This is a genomic window from Nonomuraea sp. NPDC004702 (genome assembly GCF_053601695.1).
Genome location: NZ_JBSGCE010000034.1, coordinates 82,062 through 100,890 on the forward strand (window position 1 = coordinate 82,062; position 18,829 = coordinate 100,890).

Annotated in this window: 17 protein-coding genes; 6 read left to right on the forward strand and 11 right to left on the reverse strand. The window is 73.0% G+C overall.

Going from position 1 to position 18,829, the window contains the following annotated elements:
• Nucleotides 1-224: 224 nt before the first annotated feature.
• From ACWEJ6_RS33915 to zwf, 7 genes are all read right to left on the reverse strand, one after another.
• Nucleotides 225-2,564 carry a protein kinase domain-containing protein gene (locus tag ACWEJ6_RS33915; protein WP_452429071.1) on the reverse strand — a complete coding sequence of 780 codons (2,340 nt, stop codon included), beginning with the start codon at nucleotides 2,562-2,564 and terminating at the stop codon, nucleotides 225-227.
• Nucleotides 2,565-2,684: 120 nt separating this feature from the next.
• On the reverse strand, nucleotides 2,685-3,821 hold the full coding sequence (locus ACWEJ6_RS33920; RefSeq protein WP_452429073.1) for a cytochrome P450: 1,137 nt from the start codon (nucleotides 3,819-3,821) through the stop codon (nucleotides 2,685-2,687).
• A gap of 212 nt (nucleotides 3,822-4,033) precedes the next feature.
• Complete coding sequence (locus ACWEJ6_RS33925) at nucleotides 4,034-4,816, reverse strand: IclR family transcriptional regulator (protein WP_397210256.1); 783 nt, start codon at nucleotides 4,814-4,816, stop codon at nucleotides 4,034-4,036.
• Nucleotides 4,817-5,291: 475 nt separating this feature from the next.
• Nucleotides 5,292-5,906 (reverse strand): bifunctional 4-hydroxy-2-oxoglutarate aldolase/2-dehydro-3-deoxy-phosphogluconate aldolase, encoded by a 615-nt coding sequence (gene eda, locus ACWEJ6_RS33930; RefSeq protein WP_352351613.1) that lies wholly within the window; start codon nucleotides 5,904-5,906, stop codon nucleotides 5,292-5,294.
• A gap of 58 nt (nucleotides 5,907-5,964) precedes the next feature.
• Nucleotides 5,965-6,930: a glucokinase gene (gene glk / locus ACWEJ6_RS33935; protein ID WP_452429076.1), complete on the reverse strand. Its 966-nt coding sequence runs from the start codon at nucleotides 6,928-6,930 to the stop codon at nucleotides 5,965-5,967.
• Between the two features lie 88 nt (nucleotides 6,931-7,018).
• Nucleotides 7,019-8,962, reverse strand: coding sequence for a phosphogluconate dehydratase (gene edd / locus ACWEJ6_RS33940; protein WP_452429079.1), 1,944 nt, complete (start codon nucleotides 8,960-8,962; stop codon nucleotides 7,019-7,021).
• Nucleotides 8,959-10,362, reverse strand: coding sequence for a glucose-6-phosphate dehydrogenase (gene zwf / locus ACWEJ6_RS33945; RefSeq protein WP_452429107.1), 1,404 nt, complete (start codon nucleotides 10,360-10,362; stop codon nucleotides 8,959-8,961). The genes edd and zwf overlap by 4 nt, the downstream gene beginning before the upstream one ends.
• A gap of 215 nt (nucleotides 10,363-10,577) precedes the next feature.
• Here zwf and ACWEJ6_RS33950 point away from each other — a divergent pair, with 215 nt between their 5' ends.
• Complete coding sequence (locus ACWEJ6_RS33950) at nucleotides 10,578-11,789, forward strand: ROK family transcriptional regulator (RefSeq protein WP_364333604.1); 1,212 nt, start codon at nucleotides 10,578-10,580, stop codon at nucleotides 11,787-11,789.
• A gap of 329 nt (nucleotides 11,790-12,118) precedes the next feature.
• Here ACWEJ6_RS33950 and ACWEJ6_RS33955 read toward each other — a convergent pair whose 3' ends face one another.
• Both ACWEJ6_RS33955 and ACWEJ6_RS33960 read right to left on the reverse strand, forming a co-directional pair.
• Nucleotides 12,119-12,721, reverse strand: a complete 603-nt coding sequence (locus tag ACWEJ6_RS33955; protein WP_452429081.1) for a hypothetical protein — start codon at nucleotides 12,719-12,721, stop codon at nucleotides 12,119-12,121.
• A 79-nt stretch (nucleotides 12,722-12,800) separates the two neighbouring features.
• Nucleotides 12,801-13,502, reverse strand: a complete 702-nt coding sequence (locus ACWEJ6_RS33960; protein WP_452429083.1) for a DUF2470 domain-containing protein — start codon at nucleotides 13,500-13,502, stop codon at nucleotides 12,801-12,803.
• Nucleotides 13,503-13,569: 67 nt separating this feature from the next.
• On the opposite strand from ACWEJ6_RS33960, the gene rpsD reads away from it, so the two are divergent.
• Nucleotides 13,570-14,184: a 30S ribosomal protein S4 gene (gene rpsD, locus ACWEJ6_RS33965; protein ID WP_452429109.1), complete on the forward strand. Its 615-nt coding sequence runs from the start codon at nucleotides 13,570-13,572 to the stop codon at nucleotides 14,182-14,184.
• A gap of 2 nt (nucleotides 14,185-14,186) precedes the next feature.
• The gene (locus ACWEJ6_RS33970) at nucleotides 14,187-15,428 is read left to right on the forward strand and encodes a low temperature requirement protein A (protein WP_452429085.1); all 1,242 of its coding nucleotides are present in this window, start codon (nucleotides 14,187-14,189) and stop codon (nucleotides 15,426-15,428) included.
• Here ACWEJ6_RS33970 and ACWEJ6_RS33975 read toward each other — a convergent pair.
• Complete coding sequence (locus tag ACWEJ6_RS33975; RefSeq protein ID WP_387669765.1) at nucleotides 15,402-16,193, reverse strand: ion transporter; 792 nt, start codon at nucleotides 16,191-16,193, stop codon at nucleotides 15,402-15,404. The two genes, ACWEJ6_RS33970 and ACWEJ6_RS33975, sit on opposite strands and share 27 nt — an antisense overlap.
• Before the next feature lie 118 nt (nucleotides 16,194-16,311).
• Between ACWEJ6_RS33975 and ACWEJ6_RS33980 the strand changes: the two genes are divergently transcribed.
• Nucleotides 16,312-16,620, forward strand: coding sequence for a DUF4190 domain-containing protein (locus ACWEJ6_RS33980; RefSeq protein WP_387669764.1), 309 nt, complete (start codon nucleotides 16,312-16,314; stop codon nucleotides 16,618-16,620).
• On the opposite strand, the gene ACWEJ6_RS33985 is transcribed toward ACWEJ6_RS33980, so the two are convergent.
• Nucleotides 16,549-17,253, reverse strand: a complete 705-nt coding sequence (locus tag ACWEJ6_RS33985; RefSeq protein ID WP_452429087.1) for a TetR/AcrR family transcriptional regulator — start codon at nucleotides 17,251-17,253, stop codon at nucleotides 16,549-16,551. The genes ACWEJ6_RS33980 and ACWEJ6_RS33985 overlap by 72 nt on opposite strands.
• A gap of 66 nt (nucleotides 17,254-17,319) precedes the next feature.
• On the opposite strand from ACWEJ6_RS33985, the gene ACWEJ6_RS33990 reads away from it, so the two are divergent.
• Nucleotides 17,320-18,057, forward strand: coding sequence for an ABC transporter ATP-binding protein (locus ACWEJ6_RS33990; RefSeq protein ID WP_452429089.1), 738 nt, complete (start codon nucleotides 17,320-17,322; stop codon nucleotides 18,055-18,057).
• A complete protein-coding gene (locus tag ACWEJ6_RS33995) occupies nucleotides 18,057-18,782 on the forward strand; it encodes an ABC transporter permease (RefSeq protein ID WP_452429091.1) in 726 nt (241 codons plus the stop codon). Before ACWEJ6_RS33990 ends, ACWEJ6_RS33995 begins: the two co-directional genes overlap by 1 nt.
• Nucleotides 18,783-18,829 lie beyond the last annotated feature (47 nt).

Sequence of the window (18,829 nt, forward strand, 5' to 3'; positions counted from 1 at the left end):
CTACTTGGGCTCTGGCGGTCAGGTCTGAGTCACTGGTTAGCTCGGGGCTGTTCGGGCTCTGGGGCTTATGCGTGGGGTGCTGGTTAGCCCTGGGCTGGTTGTGTTCTGGCGTTCAGGTCTGAGTTGCTGGTTTGCCCCGGGCTGTTCGGGCTCTGGGGCTTATGCATGGGTTGCTGGTTAGCCCTGAACTGGTTGGGCTCTGGCGCTCAGGTCTGAGTCGCTGGTTAGCTCAGGGCGACTCGGGCTCCGGCGCTCAGGCCTGAGTCGTGTACTTCCAGGCCCGTCGGCTCGGCGCTTTTCGGCAGGTCGAATACCAGCGTGCCGATGAAGGACTGGCTGGGGGCGATGCGGACCGGGGTGATCTCCGTGCCGCTCTTGTCCAGGAGCTTGCTGCCGCCGTGCAGGGCCTCGTCCTCGTCGATCAGCTTCTGCTGGCCGGGGTAGAGGACGCGGGCGTCGGGGCCCACGTTGTTCACCTTCACCGTGACCTGGCAGGTACGGCGGGAGGCGGACTTCGCTGGCTTGGGGCACTTTGTGCCGGTTACCGCGAACTTCAGCTTTCCGTCCTGTACCGGGCCCTCCTCGCCTATGGCGGGGGAGCGGAAGATCCAGGCCAGGGTGGCCAGGAGCACCACGAACAGGACGATCACGATCACCAGCGCGGTCATGCAGCCGGTGAACACGCCGCGCTTGCGGCGCGGAGGCGGGTACCCGGGCAGCGGTCCCTGGCCCGTGGTGTGCGGCGGTAGGGGGGCCTGGCCCGTGGTGTGCGGCGGTAGGGGGCCCTGGCTGGTGGTCTGGTGGTGGGGGAGCGGGATGTTCCCGGTCCGGTCCACGGGAGGCGGCATCTGCGGCGCGCGAGGTGCCGGGTGCTCCGTGGGGGCGGGCATGGGCGGGCGAGGGCCCGTGCGTTCGGCAGGGGAGGGCATCTGCGGCGGACGCGGTCCGGTGCGCTCGGCGGGCGACGGCATGGGGGACTGCTGTCCAGGGTGCTCCATGCCCGAAGGCATGGGGGGCCGCTGCCCCATGTGCTCTGCGGCGGCGGGCATGGGCGGGCGGGGGCCGGTGCGTTCGGCAGGGGAGGGCATGTGCGGTGGACGCATGCCGGTGTGCTCGGTCGCCGGAGGCATCTGGGCGGCGTGGGGTGCCGCCGGGTCGGCCGTGGACGGAGTCTGCGATGTGCCTGGCCCTGGGTGGTCCGCCGGGATGGGCATGGGCGGGCGGGGGCCGGTGCGTTCGGCAGGGGAGGGCGCGTGCGGTGGACGCGGGCCCGTGCGCTCGGCGGAAGGCGGCATCGCGGAGCCCGCCCCCGTGCGTTCGGCCGCGGGTGGCAGCGGAGGGTGGGATCCCGTGCGTTCGGGTGCGGGGGGCATCGGAACGGCGGATCCCGTGCGTTCGGCAGCGGGGGGCATGGGGGAGCGGGACCCCGTCCGGTCGGGAGACGGGGGCATCGGGGGGCGAGAACCCGGCGCGGAGGGCATCGGAGGGCGAGGGCCCGTGCGTTCCACAGGCGGAAGCAGATGGGGGGAGCCCGTGCGTTCCGCCGGTGAGGGCTGGTGCGGAGGCCCCGTGCGTTCCGCGGGTGAGGGCAGGTGGGGAGGCCCCGTGCGTTCCGCGGGTGAGGGCTGGTGCGGAGGCCCCGTGCGTTCGGCGGGTGGGGGCGTGTGGCCGAGGGGGCGGAACTCCGAGGGGTTCCATGCGTTCGTCAGGTGTTCGGTGGCCGCCAGCTGGGCTGCGGGCTCGTCGGCCGCGCCGACCAGTTCCAGCAGGAGCTGCTTGGCCGCGGGCCGGCGCGCCGGGTCGGGGTGGATGGCCGCGGCGACCAGCCGGTCCAGGGGGGCGGGCAGGCCGCGCAGGTCCGGTGGCGCGGTACGGGCCCGCGCCGCCATCACGTACGCGTCCCCCTCACCGAACGGATGGCCGCCGAGCCCCGCGTACGCGATCAGCGAGCCCCAGGCGAACACGTCGCCGGCCGGGCTGGTGTGCCCCTCGAAGACCTGCTCGGGAGCGATCCAGCCGGGCGTGCCCATCACCATGCCGGCGTTCGTGTGCCGGGACGCGACGTGCGTGGAGCGCGCCAAGCCGAAGTCGATCACCCGCGGCCCGGCCAGCGTCAGCATGACGTTGGCCGGCTTGAGGTCGCGGTGGACCAGCCCCGCGGCGTGGATGGCGGTCAGCGCCGCCGCCACGCCCACGGCCGCCGAGTGCAGCACCGACGGCGGCAGCGCGCCGTGCTCGATCAGCTGGTCTTCCAGCGAGATGCCGTCGATGTACTCGGTGACCAGGTAGAGCACCCCGCGGTCCTCGCCGTGGTCGAGCACCCGCGCGGTGCAGAACGAGGCCACCTTGCGCGCGTTGGACACCTCTTCGTGGAAACGCGCCCGGTAGACCGGGTCGGCCGTGAAGTCACGCCTGATGGCCTTGAGCGCCACCTTGACCCCGTCGGCGCCCCTGGCGAGGTAGACGGTGCCCATGCCCCCCGAGCCGAGACGGCTCAACAGCTCGTAGGGGCCGATCGCCGGCGGATCCTCAGGCTTCAGCGGAGTGCCTGCCGAGCGCCCCACGGTCGCCGTCCTCTCGCCGTCGTCATCCCGTCGCAAACCGAACCGTTTCTTCCGCCGGTACGCCTTTTTCCACCCCAGACTCTAACGGAGAAGCCGCCGCCCGGTGGCGACGAAGCCCGGTCAGCTCTGGCCCGGACGCCGCTTCAGCGGGCGCATCGTCACCCGCAGGCGGGCGGCGTTGAGCGTCTGGGGCAGCGGGCGGTGCGGGGACAGCGGCCGGCCGGTCGCCTTCGGGCGGGCCGAGGCCAGGATCCCGCCCAGGAAGGCCGTGCCGACGCCCAGCATCAGGTGCACGCCGTCGCAGCGCGGCAGGGCCCACCATTCGCCGGCGGCGGTGCCGTCGAGCCAGATCTCGGGGGCGAAGGAATCGGCGTAGTGCAGGCGGGGGCTGCGCTGGTGGGGGGCGAACGGGAGGATCACGTGGGTGCCGGCGGGCACCGGGACGCCGTACCAGTCGGTCTCCTCGGTGGTGAGGCGGGACAGGGCCGGGACCGGCGGCCACAGACGCAGGCCCTCGCGCAGGCAGGCGCGCAGGTAGTCGGGGTCGGCGCGGGCGCACTTGCGCTGGACCGGGTAGGTGGCCAGCAGGGCGAGGGTGCGCATGAGGCTGGCGGCGGTCACGCTGAAGCCGAGCAGCCAGAACGCCGCCTGTCGCAGGCCGCGCGCCTCCGGGCCGCTGGTCTCGGCGAGCAGACCGGCGAGGGTGCCGGGCTCGGCGCGGCGCAGATGGTCGAGGATGCGGGCGTCGTAGCGGCCGGAAAGGATCTCCTGGCGGCGTCTGGCCCGCCCCCTGCCTGCCCGTCTGACCTGGGCGAGCAGTGCGCTCAGCTCCTCGTCGCCGGCCGCGCCCGCGCCGTAGACGCACCGCCGCGCCACCCGCTGCCAGCACGACTCCAGCCGGGCGTAGTCGACGACGCCGTCCGTCAGCGCGGCCGCCTCCTGCCGGGCCACCTCCGCGAACGCGGGCCGCAGCACGTCGTAGGGCAGGCCGGCGGCCCGTTCGCGCACAGTGGGGACGAAGGCGGGCTCGGACAACACGCGTTCGGCGTCCCGCTGGGACAGCACCACCAGCGCCGTGCGGCGCGGGCTGCGGACGAGCACCGGACGGCCGCCGTACCGGACGTGCAGGCCGGTCAGCAGGGAGCGGGAGCGCAGCAGGTCGAGGCCGGCCGTCGCGTGCGGCGTGCCCGGCGGCAGGAGGGCCCCGGCCAGGCGCAGGGTCTCCAGCACCGTGGCCCTGTGCAGGCCTCTAGGCACGCGTGGCCTCCCCGTCTCCGGCCTGCGCCCGCGTGCCCAGGGTCGTCCGGGCCTGATCTGGCGGGGTCGCGGGCGCCTCCTCGGTGGCCGGGACGGGAAGGAAATCCATGGGGTCATGCGATCGCCCGTCCGCCGGGTGCGCAAGCGGGGGTCTCGCTGGGCGGAACGTTTTCGGGACGCGTCCCGTGGAGCGTTCCAGGGGCCGGAACACGTCAGGCCACCACCAGCGCGGCCGAGATCGCCTGCGCCGCACCGCGTACGGTGAGGCCCAGCCGGGCCAGCGGCGCGGACGGGCCCGGCGCCGCCACCCCCACCGACATGCACACGCCGCCGCCCGGCCCGAACACCGGCGCGGCCACGCACGACACGCCCTCGGTGTACTCCTCCTGGGCGTAGGCCACGCCGTACCGGCGGACCTGGGCCAGCTCCCGCTCCAGCGTGGCCACGCCGGTGATCGTGCGGCTGGTCAGCCGCTCGAAGCCGCCCCGCCCGAGCACCTCCTCGCGCAGCCCGGTGTCGAAGGCCAGCAGCGCCTTGCCGGTCGCCGTGCAGTGCAGCGGCGCCAGGTCGGTGCCGTCGGAGCGGGACCGGACGCGGTCGTGGCCGTACAGGCGCTCGACGTAGCGGGCCTCCAGGCCGGCGGTCACGGCCAGGTTGACGGTCTGGCGGGTGGTCTCCTGCAGGCAGAGCAGGTACGGCAGGACCACCCGCCGCGACCCGGGGATGCGGTTGCGGGCGATGCCGGCCATCGTCTCCAGCTGCCGGCCGGGCAGGTAGCCGGTGCCCACCCGGCGGGCCAGCTCGCGCGCGCACAACACGCCCAGGATCCGGTGGGCCGTGGACTTGGGCAGGCCCGTGCTCCGGCTGAGCTGGGCCAGGCTGACCGGCCGGGGCGCGGCGCTCAGCGCCAGGAGGATGTCGATGCCCCGCTCCAGGCTCCCGATCGGCGTCACCGGGCGCGTGAGGTGTTCCTGACGGGCCGTTTCCAGCGGCATGGTGCTCCCTTTCGCTCTCCGAGGAGCGGATGGGGCTTCCCGGGGCTACGGCTTGGCATTCCTTGCCCTACCCCGCCGTCACGCGTCCGAATACCCGGTTCGGCGCAGGCTGATGATCTCCGAGTGGCCGGAAAGGGCCAGTTCAGCGGGGGCTCTGGGAGAAAGGTCCAGAGTTGCGGCATATGCGCCCGCCAGCCCCCGCCGTCGTTGACGCGTGCCTGTGCTGCCGGTGCATCGGCGGGACGGACCGCCGGTGCGAGCGCCCGGCAGTGCGCAGCGCCTGCGCGGCCGCCGTCCACGAGGACTGCCGCACGCGGTCATCGTCCAGAAGGGCCGCAACACGCGATCACCGTCCACGAGAGCTGCAACACGCGCGCGCCCGTTCACGAGTGAGAGAAGGCGCGCGGCGACGCCAAGGCCCACCACCCGTGAACGAACGCCAGAAAGCACAGGGCCGCCGAGGCGGCCCTGGAAGCTACCGGGGCAGTGCCGCCGCGGCGGCCGCGAGCTTCTCCACGCGGGCCCAGTCGCCCGCGGCCAGCGCGTCGGCGGGGGTGAGCCAGCTGCCGCCCACGCAGCCCACGTTCGGCAGCCGCAGGTAGTCGGCGGCGCTCTCGGCCCGGATCCCGCCGGTCGGGCAGAAACGCACGTCCGGCAGCGGCCCGGCCAGCGACTTCAGGTACGCGACGCCGCCCGCCGCCTCGGCCGGGAAGAACTTCAGCTCCTTGATGCCGCGCTCGGCCAGCGCCATCACCTCCGAGACGGTCGCCGCGCCCGGCAGGTACGGCACGCCGCTGGACTCCAGCGCCTCCACCAGCGACAACGTCGTGCCCGGCGAGACCAGGAACCGGGAACCGGCCGCCACGGCCGCCGAGATGTCGGCGGTGGTGCGGATCGTGCCCGCGCCGACCGTGGCCCCCGGCACCTCCGCGGCGATCCGCTCGATCGCTCCGAGCGCGGCCGGCGTGCGCAGCGTCACCTCGATGACGGGCAGCCCGCCCGCCACGAGAGCCTCGGCCATCGGCACGGCGGTCGCCACGTCGTCGATCACCACGACGGGGATCACGGGGGCGAGGTCGAGCAAGCTCATCAGAGTCTTCTCCTCATCGGCCGGGGTCACGGCCGTCTAGTGGTGATCAGGGTGGGCCTCAGCCCACGAGTTCGGTGGTGGCCCGCGCGCGCAGCCAGGCGGCCGCGCCGGTGAGCGCCGGCTGGGGCGCGACGATCAGCGTGGTGGCGATCGCCTCCAGGTATCCGGGCATGTCGGGGTTGCCGACGAACCGGGCACGGAAACCGCTGGTCCGCACCCGTTCCACGATACGGGGCAGCACTCCGCCGCCCAGGTAGACCCCACCCCTGGCGCCCAGGGTGAGCGCCACGTTCCCGGCGAAGCTGCCCAGCATCTCGCAGAACACCTCGACGGTCTCCGCGCAGAGCGAGTCGTCGAGCCGGGCCACGATGTCGGAGGCGTTCAGGTCGGGCGCGCTCACGCCGTTGACCTTGGCCAGCGCCCGGTGCAGGCGTACCAGGCCGGGGCCGGACAGCAGGTGCTCGGCCACGACGTGCGGCAGCCCCTCGGCCTGCAGCACCCGGACGATCTCCAGCTCGCGCCGGTCGATCACCGGCACCGTGACGTGCCCGCCCTCGCCCGGGACGGGCGTCCAGCCCCGGTCCGTGGGCACGAGCCCGCCGACGCCGAGCCCGGTCCCGGGGCCCAGCACGGCCTTGACGCCGTGGGAGGGGTCGGGCCCGCCCAGGGACACCAGGTCGGGGCCCTCCAGGTGGGGCAGCGACACGGCCAGCGCCTCGAAGTCGTTGAGCAGCACCGCGTACGGGATGCCCAGGTCGCGTACGGACCCGGCCCACGCCGAGTTCGTCAGCCGGTAGCGGTCGCCGTCGATCGGCCCGGCCAGCGCCAGGCACGCCGCGCCCGGCCGCGCCCCGCCCGCGTGCTCGGCGAGATAGGCGTCGACGGCGTCGGGCAGCGTGGGGTAGGCGGAGCCGGCCAGCACCGCGACGTTCGACGGCCGGGCCTGCGGCGAGGTGACCAGCCCGAACCGGGCGTTGGTCCCCCCGATGTCGGCGACCAGCCAGGGAAGGTCAAAGGCACTCATCCCACACCTCCGATGCTCACGCCTCCGATGCCCACGACGACGGGGCCAAGATCGCACGCCGTCGTCACCGGAAGGATGCCACGGACGCTCACCGGCCCAGCCCGGCGGCCCGCGTGCCCACGGGCGCGCCGCTCTCCAGGTGCGAGGCGCCCGCCTCGGCGGGGAAGCCCAGCCCGGGGCCGTGGTGCGGCGACTCGGCGCCGCTCACCCCGAAGATCCCGGCGCCCTGCTCGGCGTGCCCGGCCATGCGGCGGAACGTGGCGAACAGCTCGCGTCCCGTGCCGACCCACTCCGCGTCGCTCAGCGGCCGGCCCTCGGGCGTGCGCCGGGCCAGCTCCTCGGCGGGCACCAGCAGCTCCAGCGTCCCGGCGGCCGAGTCGAGCCTGATCACGTCGCCCTCGCGGACGATCGCGATCGGCCCGCCGTCGGCGGCCTCGGGCGACAGGTGGATGGCCGCGGGAACCTTGCCCGACGCGCCCGACATGCGGCCGTCGGTGACGATCGCCACCCGCTGCCCGCGGTCGAGCAGCACCGCCATCGGCGGCGTGAGCTTGTGCAGCTCGGGCATGCCGTTGGCGCTGGGGCCCTGGTAGCGGATGACGGCCACGAAGTCCTGCCCGTCCAGCTCGCCGGCCTCGAAGGCGCGCAGCAGGTCGAGCTGGTCGTCGAAGACCTTGGCCGGGGCCTCGATCACCAGGTGCTCGGGCTTGACCGCCGACACCTTGCTGACGGCCCGGCCGAGGTTGCCCTCGACCATGTGGATCCCGCCGTCGGCCGAGAACGGCTCGGCGACCGGGCGCAGCACGTCGCGGTCCTTGCTGCCGCCCGTGACCGGCTCCCAGACCAGCTCGCCGTCCACCAGCGAGGGCGCCTCGCGGTAGCGGTCGAGGCCGGGGCCGGCGACGGTCAGCACGTCGCCGTGGAGCAGGCCCTCGTCCAGCAGGTCGCCGATGAGCACCTGCATGCCGCCGGCGTCGCGGAAGTGGTTCACGTCCGCCTGGCCGTTGGGGTAGATCTTGGTCAGCGACGGCACGACGCGCGACAGGCAGGCCAGGTCGTCCCAGGTCAGCACGATGCCCGCGGCGGCGGCCATGGCGACCAGGTGCAGCGTGTGGTTGGTGGAGCCGCCGGTGGCCAGCAGCGCCACGCAGGCGTTCACGATCGACTTCTCGTCCACCAGCTCGCCGATCGGCGTGTACTCCGGACCGTGGGCGGTGATCTCCACCGCGCGGCGGCCGGCCGCCGCGGTCAGGGCGTGCCGCAGCTCGGTGTGCGGGTTGACGAACGTCGAGCCGGGCAGGTGCAGGCCCATGACCTCCATCAGCGCCTGGTTGGAGTTGGCGGTGCCGTAGAAGGTGCAGGTGCCGGGGGAGTGGTAGGACTCGGCCTCGGCGTCCAGCAGCTCCGCCCGTCCGACCTTGCCCTCGGCGAAGAGCTGGCGGGTGCGCGCCTTGACCTTGTTCGGCAGGCCGGAGGTCATCGGCCCGGCCGGCACGAAGATCGCCGGCAGGTGCCCGAAGTGCAGCGCCCCGATGAACAGGCCCGGCACGATCTTGTCGCAGACGCCCAGCAGCAGCGACGAGTCGAACATGTCGTGCGACAGCGCGATGGCGGCCGCCATGGCGATCACGTCGCGGCTGTAGAGGGACAGCTCCATGCCGGCGCGGCCCTGCGTGATGCCGTCGCACATCGCGGGCACGCCGCCGGCGACCTGCGCCACGCCGCCCGCCCTGCGCACCGCCGCCTTCAGCTCGGGCGGGTAGGTCTCGTACGGCTGGTGGGCGGAGAGCATGTCGTTGTAGCTGGTCACGATCGCCACACCGGGCTTGGCCGTGCCACGCAACGAGGGCTTGTCCTCATCGGAGGCGGCGGCGAACCCGTGCGCCAGGTTCGCGCAGCCCAGGTGGGCGCGCGCCGGGCCCTTGGCCCGCGCCGCCTCGCCGTCGCGCCGGATCCGCGCCAGGTAGGCGGTACGGCTGGCCGCGCTGCGCTCGGCGATCCGATCGGTGATCTCCTGGATGACGGAATTCACAGGTCTTCCTCCTCGTGCCAGGCGCGACCGCTGCGGCCGAGCAGTTCGTGGGCCCCGGCGGGGCCGGTGGTTCCTGCGGGGTAGGGCTCGGGCAGGTCGGCGGAGGACTCCCAGGCCGCCAGGATCGGATCGATCCAGCGCCAGGCCGCCTCCACCTCGTCACGCCGCATGAACAGCGTCGGGTTGCCCGCCAGCACGTCGGTCAGCAGCCGCTCGTAGGCCTCCGGCACCCGCGCGGTGAACGTCTTGCCGAAGCTGAGCGACAGCGGCACCGGCTTCAGCGTCACCTCGCCCGCGCCCGGCTCCTTGGCCATGATGTGCAGCTCGATGCCCTCCTCGGGCTGCAGCCGCAGCACCAGGCGGTTCGGCGTGCCGCCGGGGAAGATGGAGTGCGGCACGTCCTTGAACTGCACCACGATCTCCGACCGCCGGTACGGCATGCGCTTGCCGGTCCGCAGGTAGAACGGCACCCCCGCCCAGCGCCAGTTCTTGATCTCGGCCCGGATCGCGGTGAACGTCTCCACCCGCCGCGAGGCCTCGGTCGTCGGCGTGGAGGCGGGCTCGTCCAGGTAGGACGGCATGCCGCCGGCCTCGGTGTACTGGCCGCGCACGGTGAACCGGTCCACCTCGGTCCTCACGATCGGCCGCAGCGACTGCAGCACCTTGACCTTCTCGTCCCGGATGGACTCGCGGTCGTTGCGCGACGGCGGCTCCATCGCGGTCAGCGTGAGCAGCTGGAGCAGGTGGTTCTGCACCATGTCGCGCAGCGCGCCGGCGTGGTCGTAGTAGCCGCGCCGTCCCGGCGTGCCGACGGTCTCGGCGGCGGTGATCTGGACGTGGTCGATCCACAACGAGTTCCAGATCGGCTCCAGGAAGGCGTTGGCGAAGCGCAGCACCAGCAGGTTCTGCACCGTCTCCTTGCCCAGGTAGTGGTCGATGCGGAAGATCTGGCGCTCGTCGAAGATGGCGCCGACCTCGTCGTTGATCCGCTGGGCGCTGGGCAGGTCGCGGCCGAGCGGCTTCTCCAGCACCACCCGCGACAGCGGGGTGACCAGGCCGGCCTCCTCCAGCTCGCGGCAGAAGGGGCCGAACGTCATCGGCGGGCTGGCCAGGTAGAACACCCGGTCGCGCTGCTCGTGACCGGCCAGCAGCCTGGTCAGCGCGCCCCAGCCCGACTTGTCCTCGCCGCCGACGTCCACCGAGACGTGGTGCAGGCGGCCCAGGAAGCGCTGCCAGACGGCGGGATCGTCCACGGGGACCTGGTCGCGTACCTCGGCGTCCACCTTGCCGCGGAAGTCGGCGTCGGTCAGCCCGCCCCGGGACATGGCGATGACGCGGGTCTCGGGGGACAGCCGGCCGTCCCTGTCGCTGTGGTAGAGCGCCGGGATCAGCTTGCGCATGGACAGGTCGCCGGTGCCGCCGAAGACGACGAGATCGGCGGTATGGGCGGGGCTGGCGGTCGAGAGGGGGGACAAGGCGAAGCTCCGTTGATCTACCAAGCAAGGACAGAACGGACACTAACGAGAGTTTGGGTCGTGCACAAGCAGGGTTTTGGCATCTGAGATGAAAAAGTCTTCACTTTTCATTACCGAAGCCCATGTGATTCACTTAGCCGATGCCTCGACGTACCGCCGCGACCCTCGCCACGAGTGGCGAGGTGCTCCGCCTCATCCGCACGGGTGAGGCCGTCACGCGCGCCGACCTCGGCCGCGTGACCGGTCTGTCGCGCCCGGCGGTGCAACTGCGCGTCGGCGAGCTGCTCGACCGCGGCCTGGTCGTCGAGCGCACCGACGCCCCCTCGACCGGCGGGCGGCCGCCGGTCCGGCTGGAGTTCAACGCCGGGGGCGGTGTCGTCCTGGTCGCCGCGCTGGGCGCGAGCCGCACCCGGGTCGCGGTCTGCGACCTGGCCGGGCGCGAGCTGGCCGGCCGCGACTTCTTCATCGACGTCGAGCAGGGCCCCGACGTCGTGCTCCCGCTGCTCATGGACACCTGGGACGAGCTGCTCGGCGACCGCCCCGGCTCCTGCGTCAGGGGCGTCGGCATGGGCGTGCCGGCCACCGTCGAGTTCGCCCAGGGCCGCACCGAGAGCGCCCGGGTGATGGCCTCCTGGACCGGCGTGGTCATCCCGCCGATCATCCGCGAGCGGTTCCCCGTGCCGGTGCTCGTCGACAACGACGTCAACGTGCTGGCCATCGGCGAGCACCGCGGCGCCTACCCCGACCTCGGCGACCTGATGTTCGTGAAGGTCTCCACCCGCATCGGCGCGGGCGTGATCGCCGGCGGCGAGATCCTGCGCGGCGCGCTCGGCGCGGCCGGCGAGATCGGCCACATCCCCGTGCTCGACGGCGGCGGCGTGTTGTGCCGCTGCGGCAACACCGACTGCGTCGACTCCGTCGCCAGCGGCACCGCGCTGCTGCGCGACCTGCGCGAGGCGGGCAAGGACGTCGGCACCATCGCCGACGTGACCGCCCTGGTGCGCGCGGGCGACGCCGAGACGATGGCCATCGTGCGCACGGCCGGCCGCCGCATCGGCGAGGTGCTGGCCGGGGCGGTCAACATCCTCAACCCCTCGGTCGTGGTGCTCGGCGGCGACATGGCCGAGGCGTTCGGCCCGCTGGTGTCGAGCATCCGCGAGGTCGTCTACCGCCGCTCCACCGCCCTGGCCACCCGGCGGCTGCGCATCGAGCCGAGCCGGCTCGGCGCGGGCGCGGGCATCAGCGGCTGCGCGGTGATGGTGCTCGACCACGTGCTCTCGCCCGAGGCGGTCGACGAGACGATGACGGTCTCGACGCTGCGCCGCGAGCGCGGCCTGGCCGGCGCCGGCTAGAGGTCCCAGCGAGGTTCGGGGCTCTCCCGCAGCACGCCGTCCGCGCCGAAGCAGGGCGTGGCCGGGCTGACCATGCGCCTGGCCGAACGCCTCGACACGGGCTCGACCACCCTCTACTGGCACGTCCGGACCAAGGAGAACGCCCTGGACCTGGCGCTGGACGCCGTCTTCGGCGAGGTGCCGCTCCCCGGGGAAGCACGGCCTCGGCCACGACTGGGACGCCACCTTCGCCACGGGCCTCGGCTACCTGTTGCGCGGCATGACGCACGACGCCGGCTGAACCGCCCGCACACCGCCGTCGGCGCCCGTCGCACACCGGCGACGGGCGGTCATCTCCCGGGCTTGTGGGTCCTGGACGGGTGGCGGCCCGGCGGGGTGCCGTGCGGGTGCGACGGCGGAGTCGTCACCGGACCGGCGCTCCAGGACGGCGTCGGCGCCGGGCTGGGACGAGAGCCCTGCGAGGGCGACGACGACGGCGAGGGGGCCGGGGTCCGGCCGGGGGAGGTGACGACGGCGCCGGGGGTGGCGCCGGGGACGGCGCCGGACGTGGTCGAGCGCGGCGTGCGCGTCCCCCGCCCGCCCTCGGGCCGGACGCCCTCAGGCGTGGAACCGGTCACGGCGGGCCCCGTGCGGACCCTGGTGGGCCGGGTCGTGGCGGTGGCGGTGGCGGTGGCGGTGAGGGGGGTGGCCGTGGCCCGTTCGGAGCCCACCGCGACGGGCCCCGGCTCCCCGGAGGTCCGGCTCGCGTCGTGCGGCCAGTGCACCGGGTCGAGGCCGGGCGAGCTGAACGCGTCGCCCATCAGCGCCCCCGCCCCGGCCAGCATGAGCGTGCCGAGCAGCACCCCGGCGGCCATCAGCGCCCGCCCACGCCGCGCGCCCCCCTCCGCCGGGGAGGAGGCGGTCCGCGTCGTCGATCGATGGGTTCCGCTCACGTACCCCGATGGTAGTGACGTGCGGGCATGGGTCGGCCCGTGGCGGACGTCCAGCGGGGAAATTCAGCGCCAATCGTGATCAACAGCCGCACAGCAGCCCGCGCAGCGCCGTCTCCAGGCACGGCCCGGACCGGGCGGGGACCGGCCACGGGAAGCGCACCAGCGACTCGTCCACGCGCACGGTGGCGCCGTACCGGTCGAGCTCCCACAACCACACCTCGCCGGGCTCCTCGCCGAGCTGCCTGGCCACGCCCGCGGTGAGCTGCGGCCGGTGGGAGTCGTTGACGTGCGCGATCACCCGTTCGGCCGTCTCGGTGAGCGGGTCGGGGGCCGCGCCGAGGTAGTCGTCGGCGTCCAGCACGCCGGACTCCTGGCCGGTCAGATAGACGACCTGGGCCACGTCCAGGCGCAGCAGGCGCGGGGCGTCGGGACGGCCGTACCGCTCCAGGGCGTCGAACAGGCCCTCGTCGGCGCTGTGCGCGGCCACCGCCACCGCCGCGGAGCGGGCCTGCGACTCCGGCACGGCCTCCGCCCATCCGTGCACCTCGATCATCGCCCGCGGGTGTGTCACCGCGCCGAGCTGCCGCATGGCCGTCAGGTTCACCGCGACCACGGCGTCCTCGCGCAACCCGTGCAGCGGTTCGCCGGGCCGGACCAGCAGCACCGGGCGGCCGCTCTCGTCCACGCCGCCCCGGACGGGGGAACAGGCGCCGTTCACCGTGAGCTTGGCCGGCGTCGAGGTCGAGGCGAGAGTACGGATCCGCTCGGCGAGGGGCAACATTGAGATCACATCCATTGGTAGGTTAGCCTTACCTAAGTAAGGATTACCTAACCATATCGAGGTGAACGTGCGCTACACCGGCCCGAAGGTGCGACTGTCGCGTCGCGCGGGCGTCCCGCTGACCAGGAAAGCCGTCCGCTACTTCGAGCAGCGCCCCTACCCGCCGGGCGAGCACGGCCGCAAGACCAACCGCCGCACCACCGGCGACTACGGGCTGCGGCTGATGGAGAAGCAGAAGCTGCGCTGGTACTACGACGTGTCGGAGCGGCAGCTGCGCCGCTACTGGGACCTGGCGGTGCGCAAGCCGGGCGCCTCGGGCGCCGAGCTGGTCGCCATCCTGGAGACCCGCCTGGCCTCCCTGGTGCTGCGGGCCGGCCTGGCCCCGTCGATCTACGCCGCCCGCCAGTACGTCAACCACGGCCACATCGCCGTGGACGGCCGCAAGGTGGACATCCCCAGCTACCTGGTCAAACCCGGCCAGATCATCACCGTGCGGGAGCGCTCTCGCCGGATGCAGCCCTTCGTGGCCGCCGCCGAGGGCGTGCACGCCGACGAGCGCGTCGCGCCCTACCTGTCGGTCGACCACGCCGAGCTGCGCGTCACCCTCCTGCACCGGCCCGAGCGCGAGCAGATCGCGGTCCCCGTGGACGAGCAGCTCGTGGTGGAGTTCTATTCTCGTTAGCCGTGACTGAAGCGGGAGAGCGCCACGCGAGCTGGCTTGAGCTGTTCTTCGACCTGGTCGTCGTCGTGGCGGTCGCCCAGCTCGCCCATCGGCTCCAGCATCCGACCTGGACGAACGTCGTCCTGTTCGTGGTGCTCTACTACGCGGTGTGGAGCGTCTGGACGTCCTTGACGCTCTACTCCAACGTCCGGGCCGGCAAGACGCGGGTGCCCAGCATGCTGGTCGGCATGTTCGGCATCGCGGTGATGGCCGCCGCCGCGCCCGACGTGGCCCACGAGATCGACAAGGCGGCCGGCACGCACGACGGGTGGTTCATCGCGGCGTACATCGTCTGCCGGATCAGCGCCTCCCGATCGATCCAGCACGCCGGCACGATCATGACGGCCTGGCCGGCGGCCCAGCTCGGCGCCGGGCTGTTCCCCTGGGTCGCCTCCATCTGGGCGGACGGCTCGACGCGCTACGGCCTGTGGGCCCTCGGCATCCTGCTCGACGTGGTCTTCTCCGTCGTCAACAGCCGCCGGCCCGAGCGTTTCCTGGCCGAGATGCGCGGTCAGGCGCACCGGCTGGCCGAGCGCGAGGAGCGCCGGGTCAGGGCCGGCCGCCCGGCCCGCCCGCTGCCCAGGCCCGCCGCCGCCGTGCTCGACCCGGCCCACCTGGGGGAGCGGCTCGGCCTGTTCGTGATCATCGTGCTGGGCGAGGCGGTCATGCAGGTCGTCGTCTCGGCCTCGGGCCACTCGTGGGGGCCGGAGCTCGCCGTCGCCGCCGCGGCCGGCTTCGGGCTGATCGTCGCCCTGTGGTGGCTGACCTTCCAGTACGGCCTGACCACCGTGCCGGGGGCCGCCGAGCGCGGCCTGCCGCCGTACGTCGCGCTGCCCGCGCACTTCGCCATGACCGCCGGGGTGACGGCCACGGCGGCCGGGCTCGGCGTCGTCGCCGCCCAGCCGGCGCAGTCCCTGCACCACGGCGCCGGCTGGGTGCTGGGCGGCGGGCTGGCGCTGTACTTCGCCGCCTCGGCCGTGCTCGGCGTGGCCCTGCGCGCCGGATGGCGCTGGATCTGGGGGTGGGCGGTGCCCACCGCCCTCGCGCCGCTGGGGGTCGCCGCGCTGTCGGGGCTCGTCCCCGGGTACGTCTCGGTCACGCTGCTGCTGGCCGTGGCCCTGTGGCGGCTGGTCTACCGGCCGGGCCGGACCGGCTCCGAGCATTCCGGCCAGGTGCGCTCAGCCGGCGACGTCCTGCCGGCGTAGTTCCGCGACCTCGCGGCGCAGCGCGGCCAGTTCCTCCAGGATGCGCTGGGTGTGCAGGGTGTTGTCCTGCTCCAGCGCGGCGCGCTCCTCGGCCGACTCCTCGTCCATGGCGCTGACCACGACCGCCATGAACAGGTTCAGCACGACGAACGTGCAGACCAGGATGAAGATGGTGAAGAAGATCCAGGCCGTGGGGTGGGCGCCCATCACCTCGCGGGCGATGTTGCCCCAGTCGTCCCCGGTCATCGTCTGGTAAAGGGTGAACAGCGAGGTCGGCAGGCTGCCGAAGCGCTCGGGGGAGTCGCCGCCGTACAGCTTGGTGGCCATGACGGCGGCGACGTACAGGACCAGGGAGAGCAGCAGCACGATCGAGCTCATCCCGGGCAGGGCGCGCAGCAGCGCCGAGACCACCCGGCGCAGGCTCGGCACCACCGACAGCAGCCGCAGGGCCCGCAGGATGCGCAGCGAACGCAGGACCGACAGCCCGCCGGTCGCCGGGACCAGGGCGATGCCCACGATCAGGGTGTCGAACAGGTTCCACGGGTCGCGCACGAACGCCGAACGCTCGACGTAGAGCTTGGCCAGCAGCTCGGCCACGAAGATGTAGAGGGCGGCGTGGTCGATCACGACCAGCAGGTGGCCGAACTCCCCGACGACGGCGGGAACGGTCTCCAGGCCGAGGGTGGCCGCGTTGACCAGGATGACGCCGACGACGAAGCGCTGGAAACGCCGGTCGGCGAGGAAGGCGCGGACGCGTTCACGCACGGGGGCAAGCTCCTAAAGATCGGTCATGTGCCGTTCCATGATGCAGCAACATGATCAAGGAGGTGCCTGTGGTATAAATCGCACCTGACAGTCACAGGGGCAAGGGGGCACAAGGGGCATGTCGTATCCGAACTACGGTCCGTCCTATTACGGGCCGCCGCCCCAGAGCCACCCCAACGGCACCACGATCCTGGTGCTCGGCATCCTCAGTCTGGTGGTCTGCGGCATCCTCGGCCCGTTCGCCTGGTCGATGGGCAACAAGGCGCTCAAGGAGATCGACGCCAGCGGCTACGCCTACGACAACCGCGGCGCGGTGCAGGCCGGCCGCATCTGCGGCATGATCGCCAGCATCCTGCTAATCCTCGGGGCCGTGTTCATGGTCCTCGGGCTCGGGGCCGGCATCCTGTCGGCCGTCTTCTCCAACTGAGGGCCGCACGCAGTAGTCGCCGATGCCCGACTCCAGCAGGTCGAAGGCCGCCGTGGCCTGGGCCCGCAGGTCGGGCGCGATCGTCTCCCAGCTCTCGCCGGCCAGCATCCGGGTCACCGCGTGAGTGGTGAGGATCCTGGTCGTGCCGAGGATCTGGGTGGCCACCATCTGCGGGGTCAGGTCGTCGGGGTCGGCGTCGAGCTCGTCGGCCAGGGCCCGGGCCAGCGCCCGCTCCCGCGCGACGTGCAGCTCGCGCAGCTTGGCCACCAGCGACGGGCTGCCGTTGACGATGCGGGCGAACACGTCGCCGCCCTCGTTGAGGCCGTAGCGCCAGTGGCGTGAGTCGAGGGCCTCCAGGAAGTCGCGCCGGAAGGCCCGCGCCACGCTCTCGCCGGGCCGCCGCCCGCGCACCACCTGCTGCGGCAGGTCGGTCACCAGCTCCTGCCGGTCGGCGAACAGGTCTTCCTTGGTCGGGAAGTAGTTGAACACCGTGTTGACGGACACGTCCGCGGTGCGGGCGATCTCGGCCACCGTCACGGGGTCGAACCCGCGCGTCATGAACAGGCCCATCGCCACGTCCGCGATGCGCTGCCTGGTCTCCCGCTTCTTGCGCTCCCGCAGCCCCTCTTCCATGCCGTCATGATACCCAACTTGCAGTGACTCCAAAATTGTGGCTACCCTAATTTTGGAGGCGATCACATGTTGAGAACCACAGGTCTGACCAAGACCTTCGAAGGCGGCGTGCAGGCCGTCAAAGGCGTCGACATCTCGGTGGCGGCCGGCGAGATCGTCGGCTTCCTCGGGCCCAACGGCGCCGGCAAGACCACGACCATGCGCATGCTGACGACCCTGCTCCGCCCCACCTCGGGCACCGCCACCGTGGCGGGCCGCGACCTGCTGGGCGACCCGCGCGAGGTGCGCCGCCGCATCGGCTACGTCTCGCAGGGCGGCGGCGTCAACGTCATGGCCCCGCTCGCCGAGCAACTGGAGCTCCAGGGCATGCTGTACGGCCTGACCAGGGCCGCGGCCAGGACCCGGTACCGCGACGTGCTGGCCCGGCTCGGCCTGTCCGGCCTGGAGGAGCGCGTGGGCGCCGCGCTGTCGGGCGGGCAGCGACGCCGCTTCGACATCGCCTTCGCCCTGCTGCACGACCCCCGTCTGCTCTTCCTGGACGAGCCGACCACCGGCCTGGACCCCCAGAGCCGCGCCAACCTGTGGGAGCACGTCCGCTCCCTGCGCGAGGAACACGGCGTGACGATCTTCCTGACCACCCACTACCTGGACGAGGCCGACGCGCTCTGCGACCGGCTCCTGATCATCGACGACGGCCGGATCGCCGCCGCGGGCACCCCGGCCGAGCTCAAGGCGGGACGCACCCTCGACGAGGCGTTCCTCGACATCACCGGCCGGTCGCTGCGCGAGGAGGCGGGGGTCTGATGCTGCGCGACACCTGGGTGCTGTTCCGCCACTCCCTGCGCGCCACGCTGCGCCAGAAGCTCGGCATCGTCTTCGGCGCCGTCCAGCCGCTGCTGTTCCTGGTGCTGTTCGGGCCGATCTTCGCCACGTTCGGCACCTGGGAGGTGCTGGTGCCGGGGCTGATCGTCCAGCTCGGCCTGATGAGCATGGGGCTGGCCGGGTTCGGGGTGGTCTTCGACAAGCGCTTCGGCGTGCTGGAACGGCTGCGCGTCACCCCGGCCAGCCGCCTGGCCCTGCTGCTCGGACGGGTGCTCGACAATGTCGTGACGATGGCCGTCCAGACGACGATGGTGCTGGCCGCCGGGTTCGCCTTCGGGATGCGGGTGCCGGTGGCCGGGCTCGCGGCCGGGTTCGTGCTGGTCGTGGTGCTGGGGGCGAGCCTGGCCGCCCTGTCGTACGCCGTCGCGCTGACCATCGGCGAGCAGCTGTTCGCGCCGGTGATGTCGACGGCGGTCATCCCGCTGGTGCTGCTGTCGGGCGCGTTCCTGCCGATGTCGATGGCGCCCGGCTGGCTGGACGCGCTCTCGCACCTCAGCCCCTTCAGGTACGTCCTGGAGGCGCTGCGCGACCTGTTCGCCGGCCACTACGCCACCGGCACGGTCGGGCTCGGCGTGGCCGTCACGGCCGGGCTCGCCGTGGTCGGCCTGACCGTCGGGGCCCGCGTGTTCAACCGGGAGACCGCGTGAGCGGGCCGCTCCGGGACGGCCCGCCCGCCCGTGCCCAGGGGAGTGGG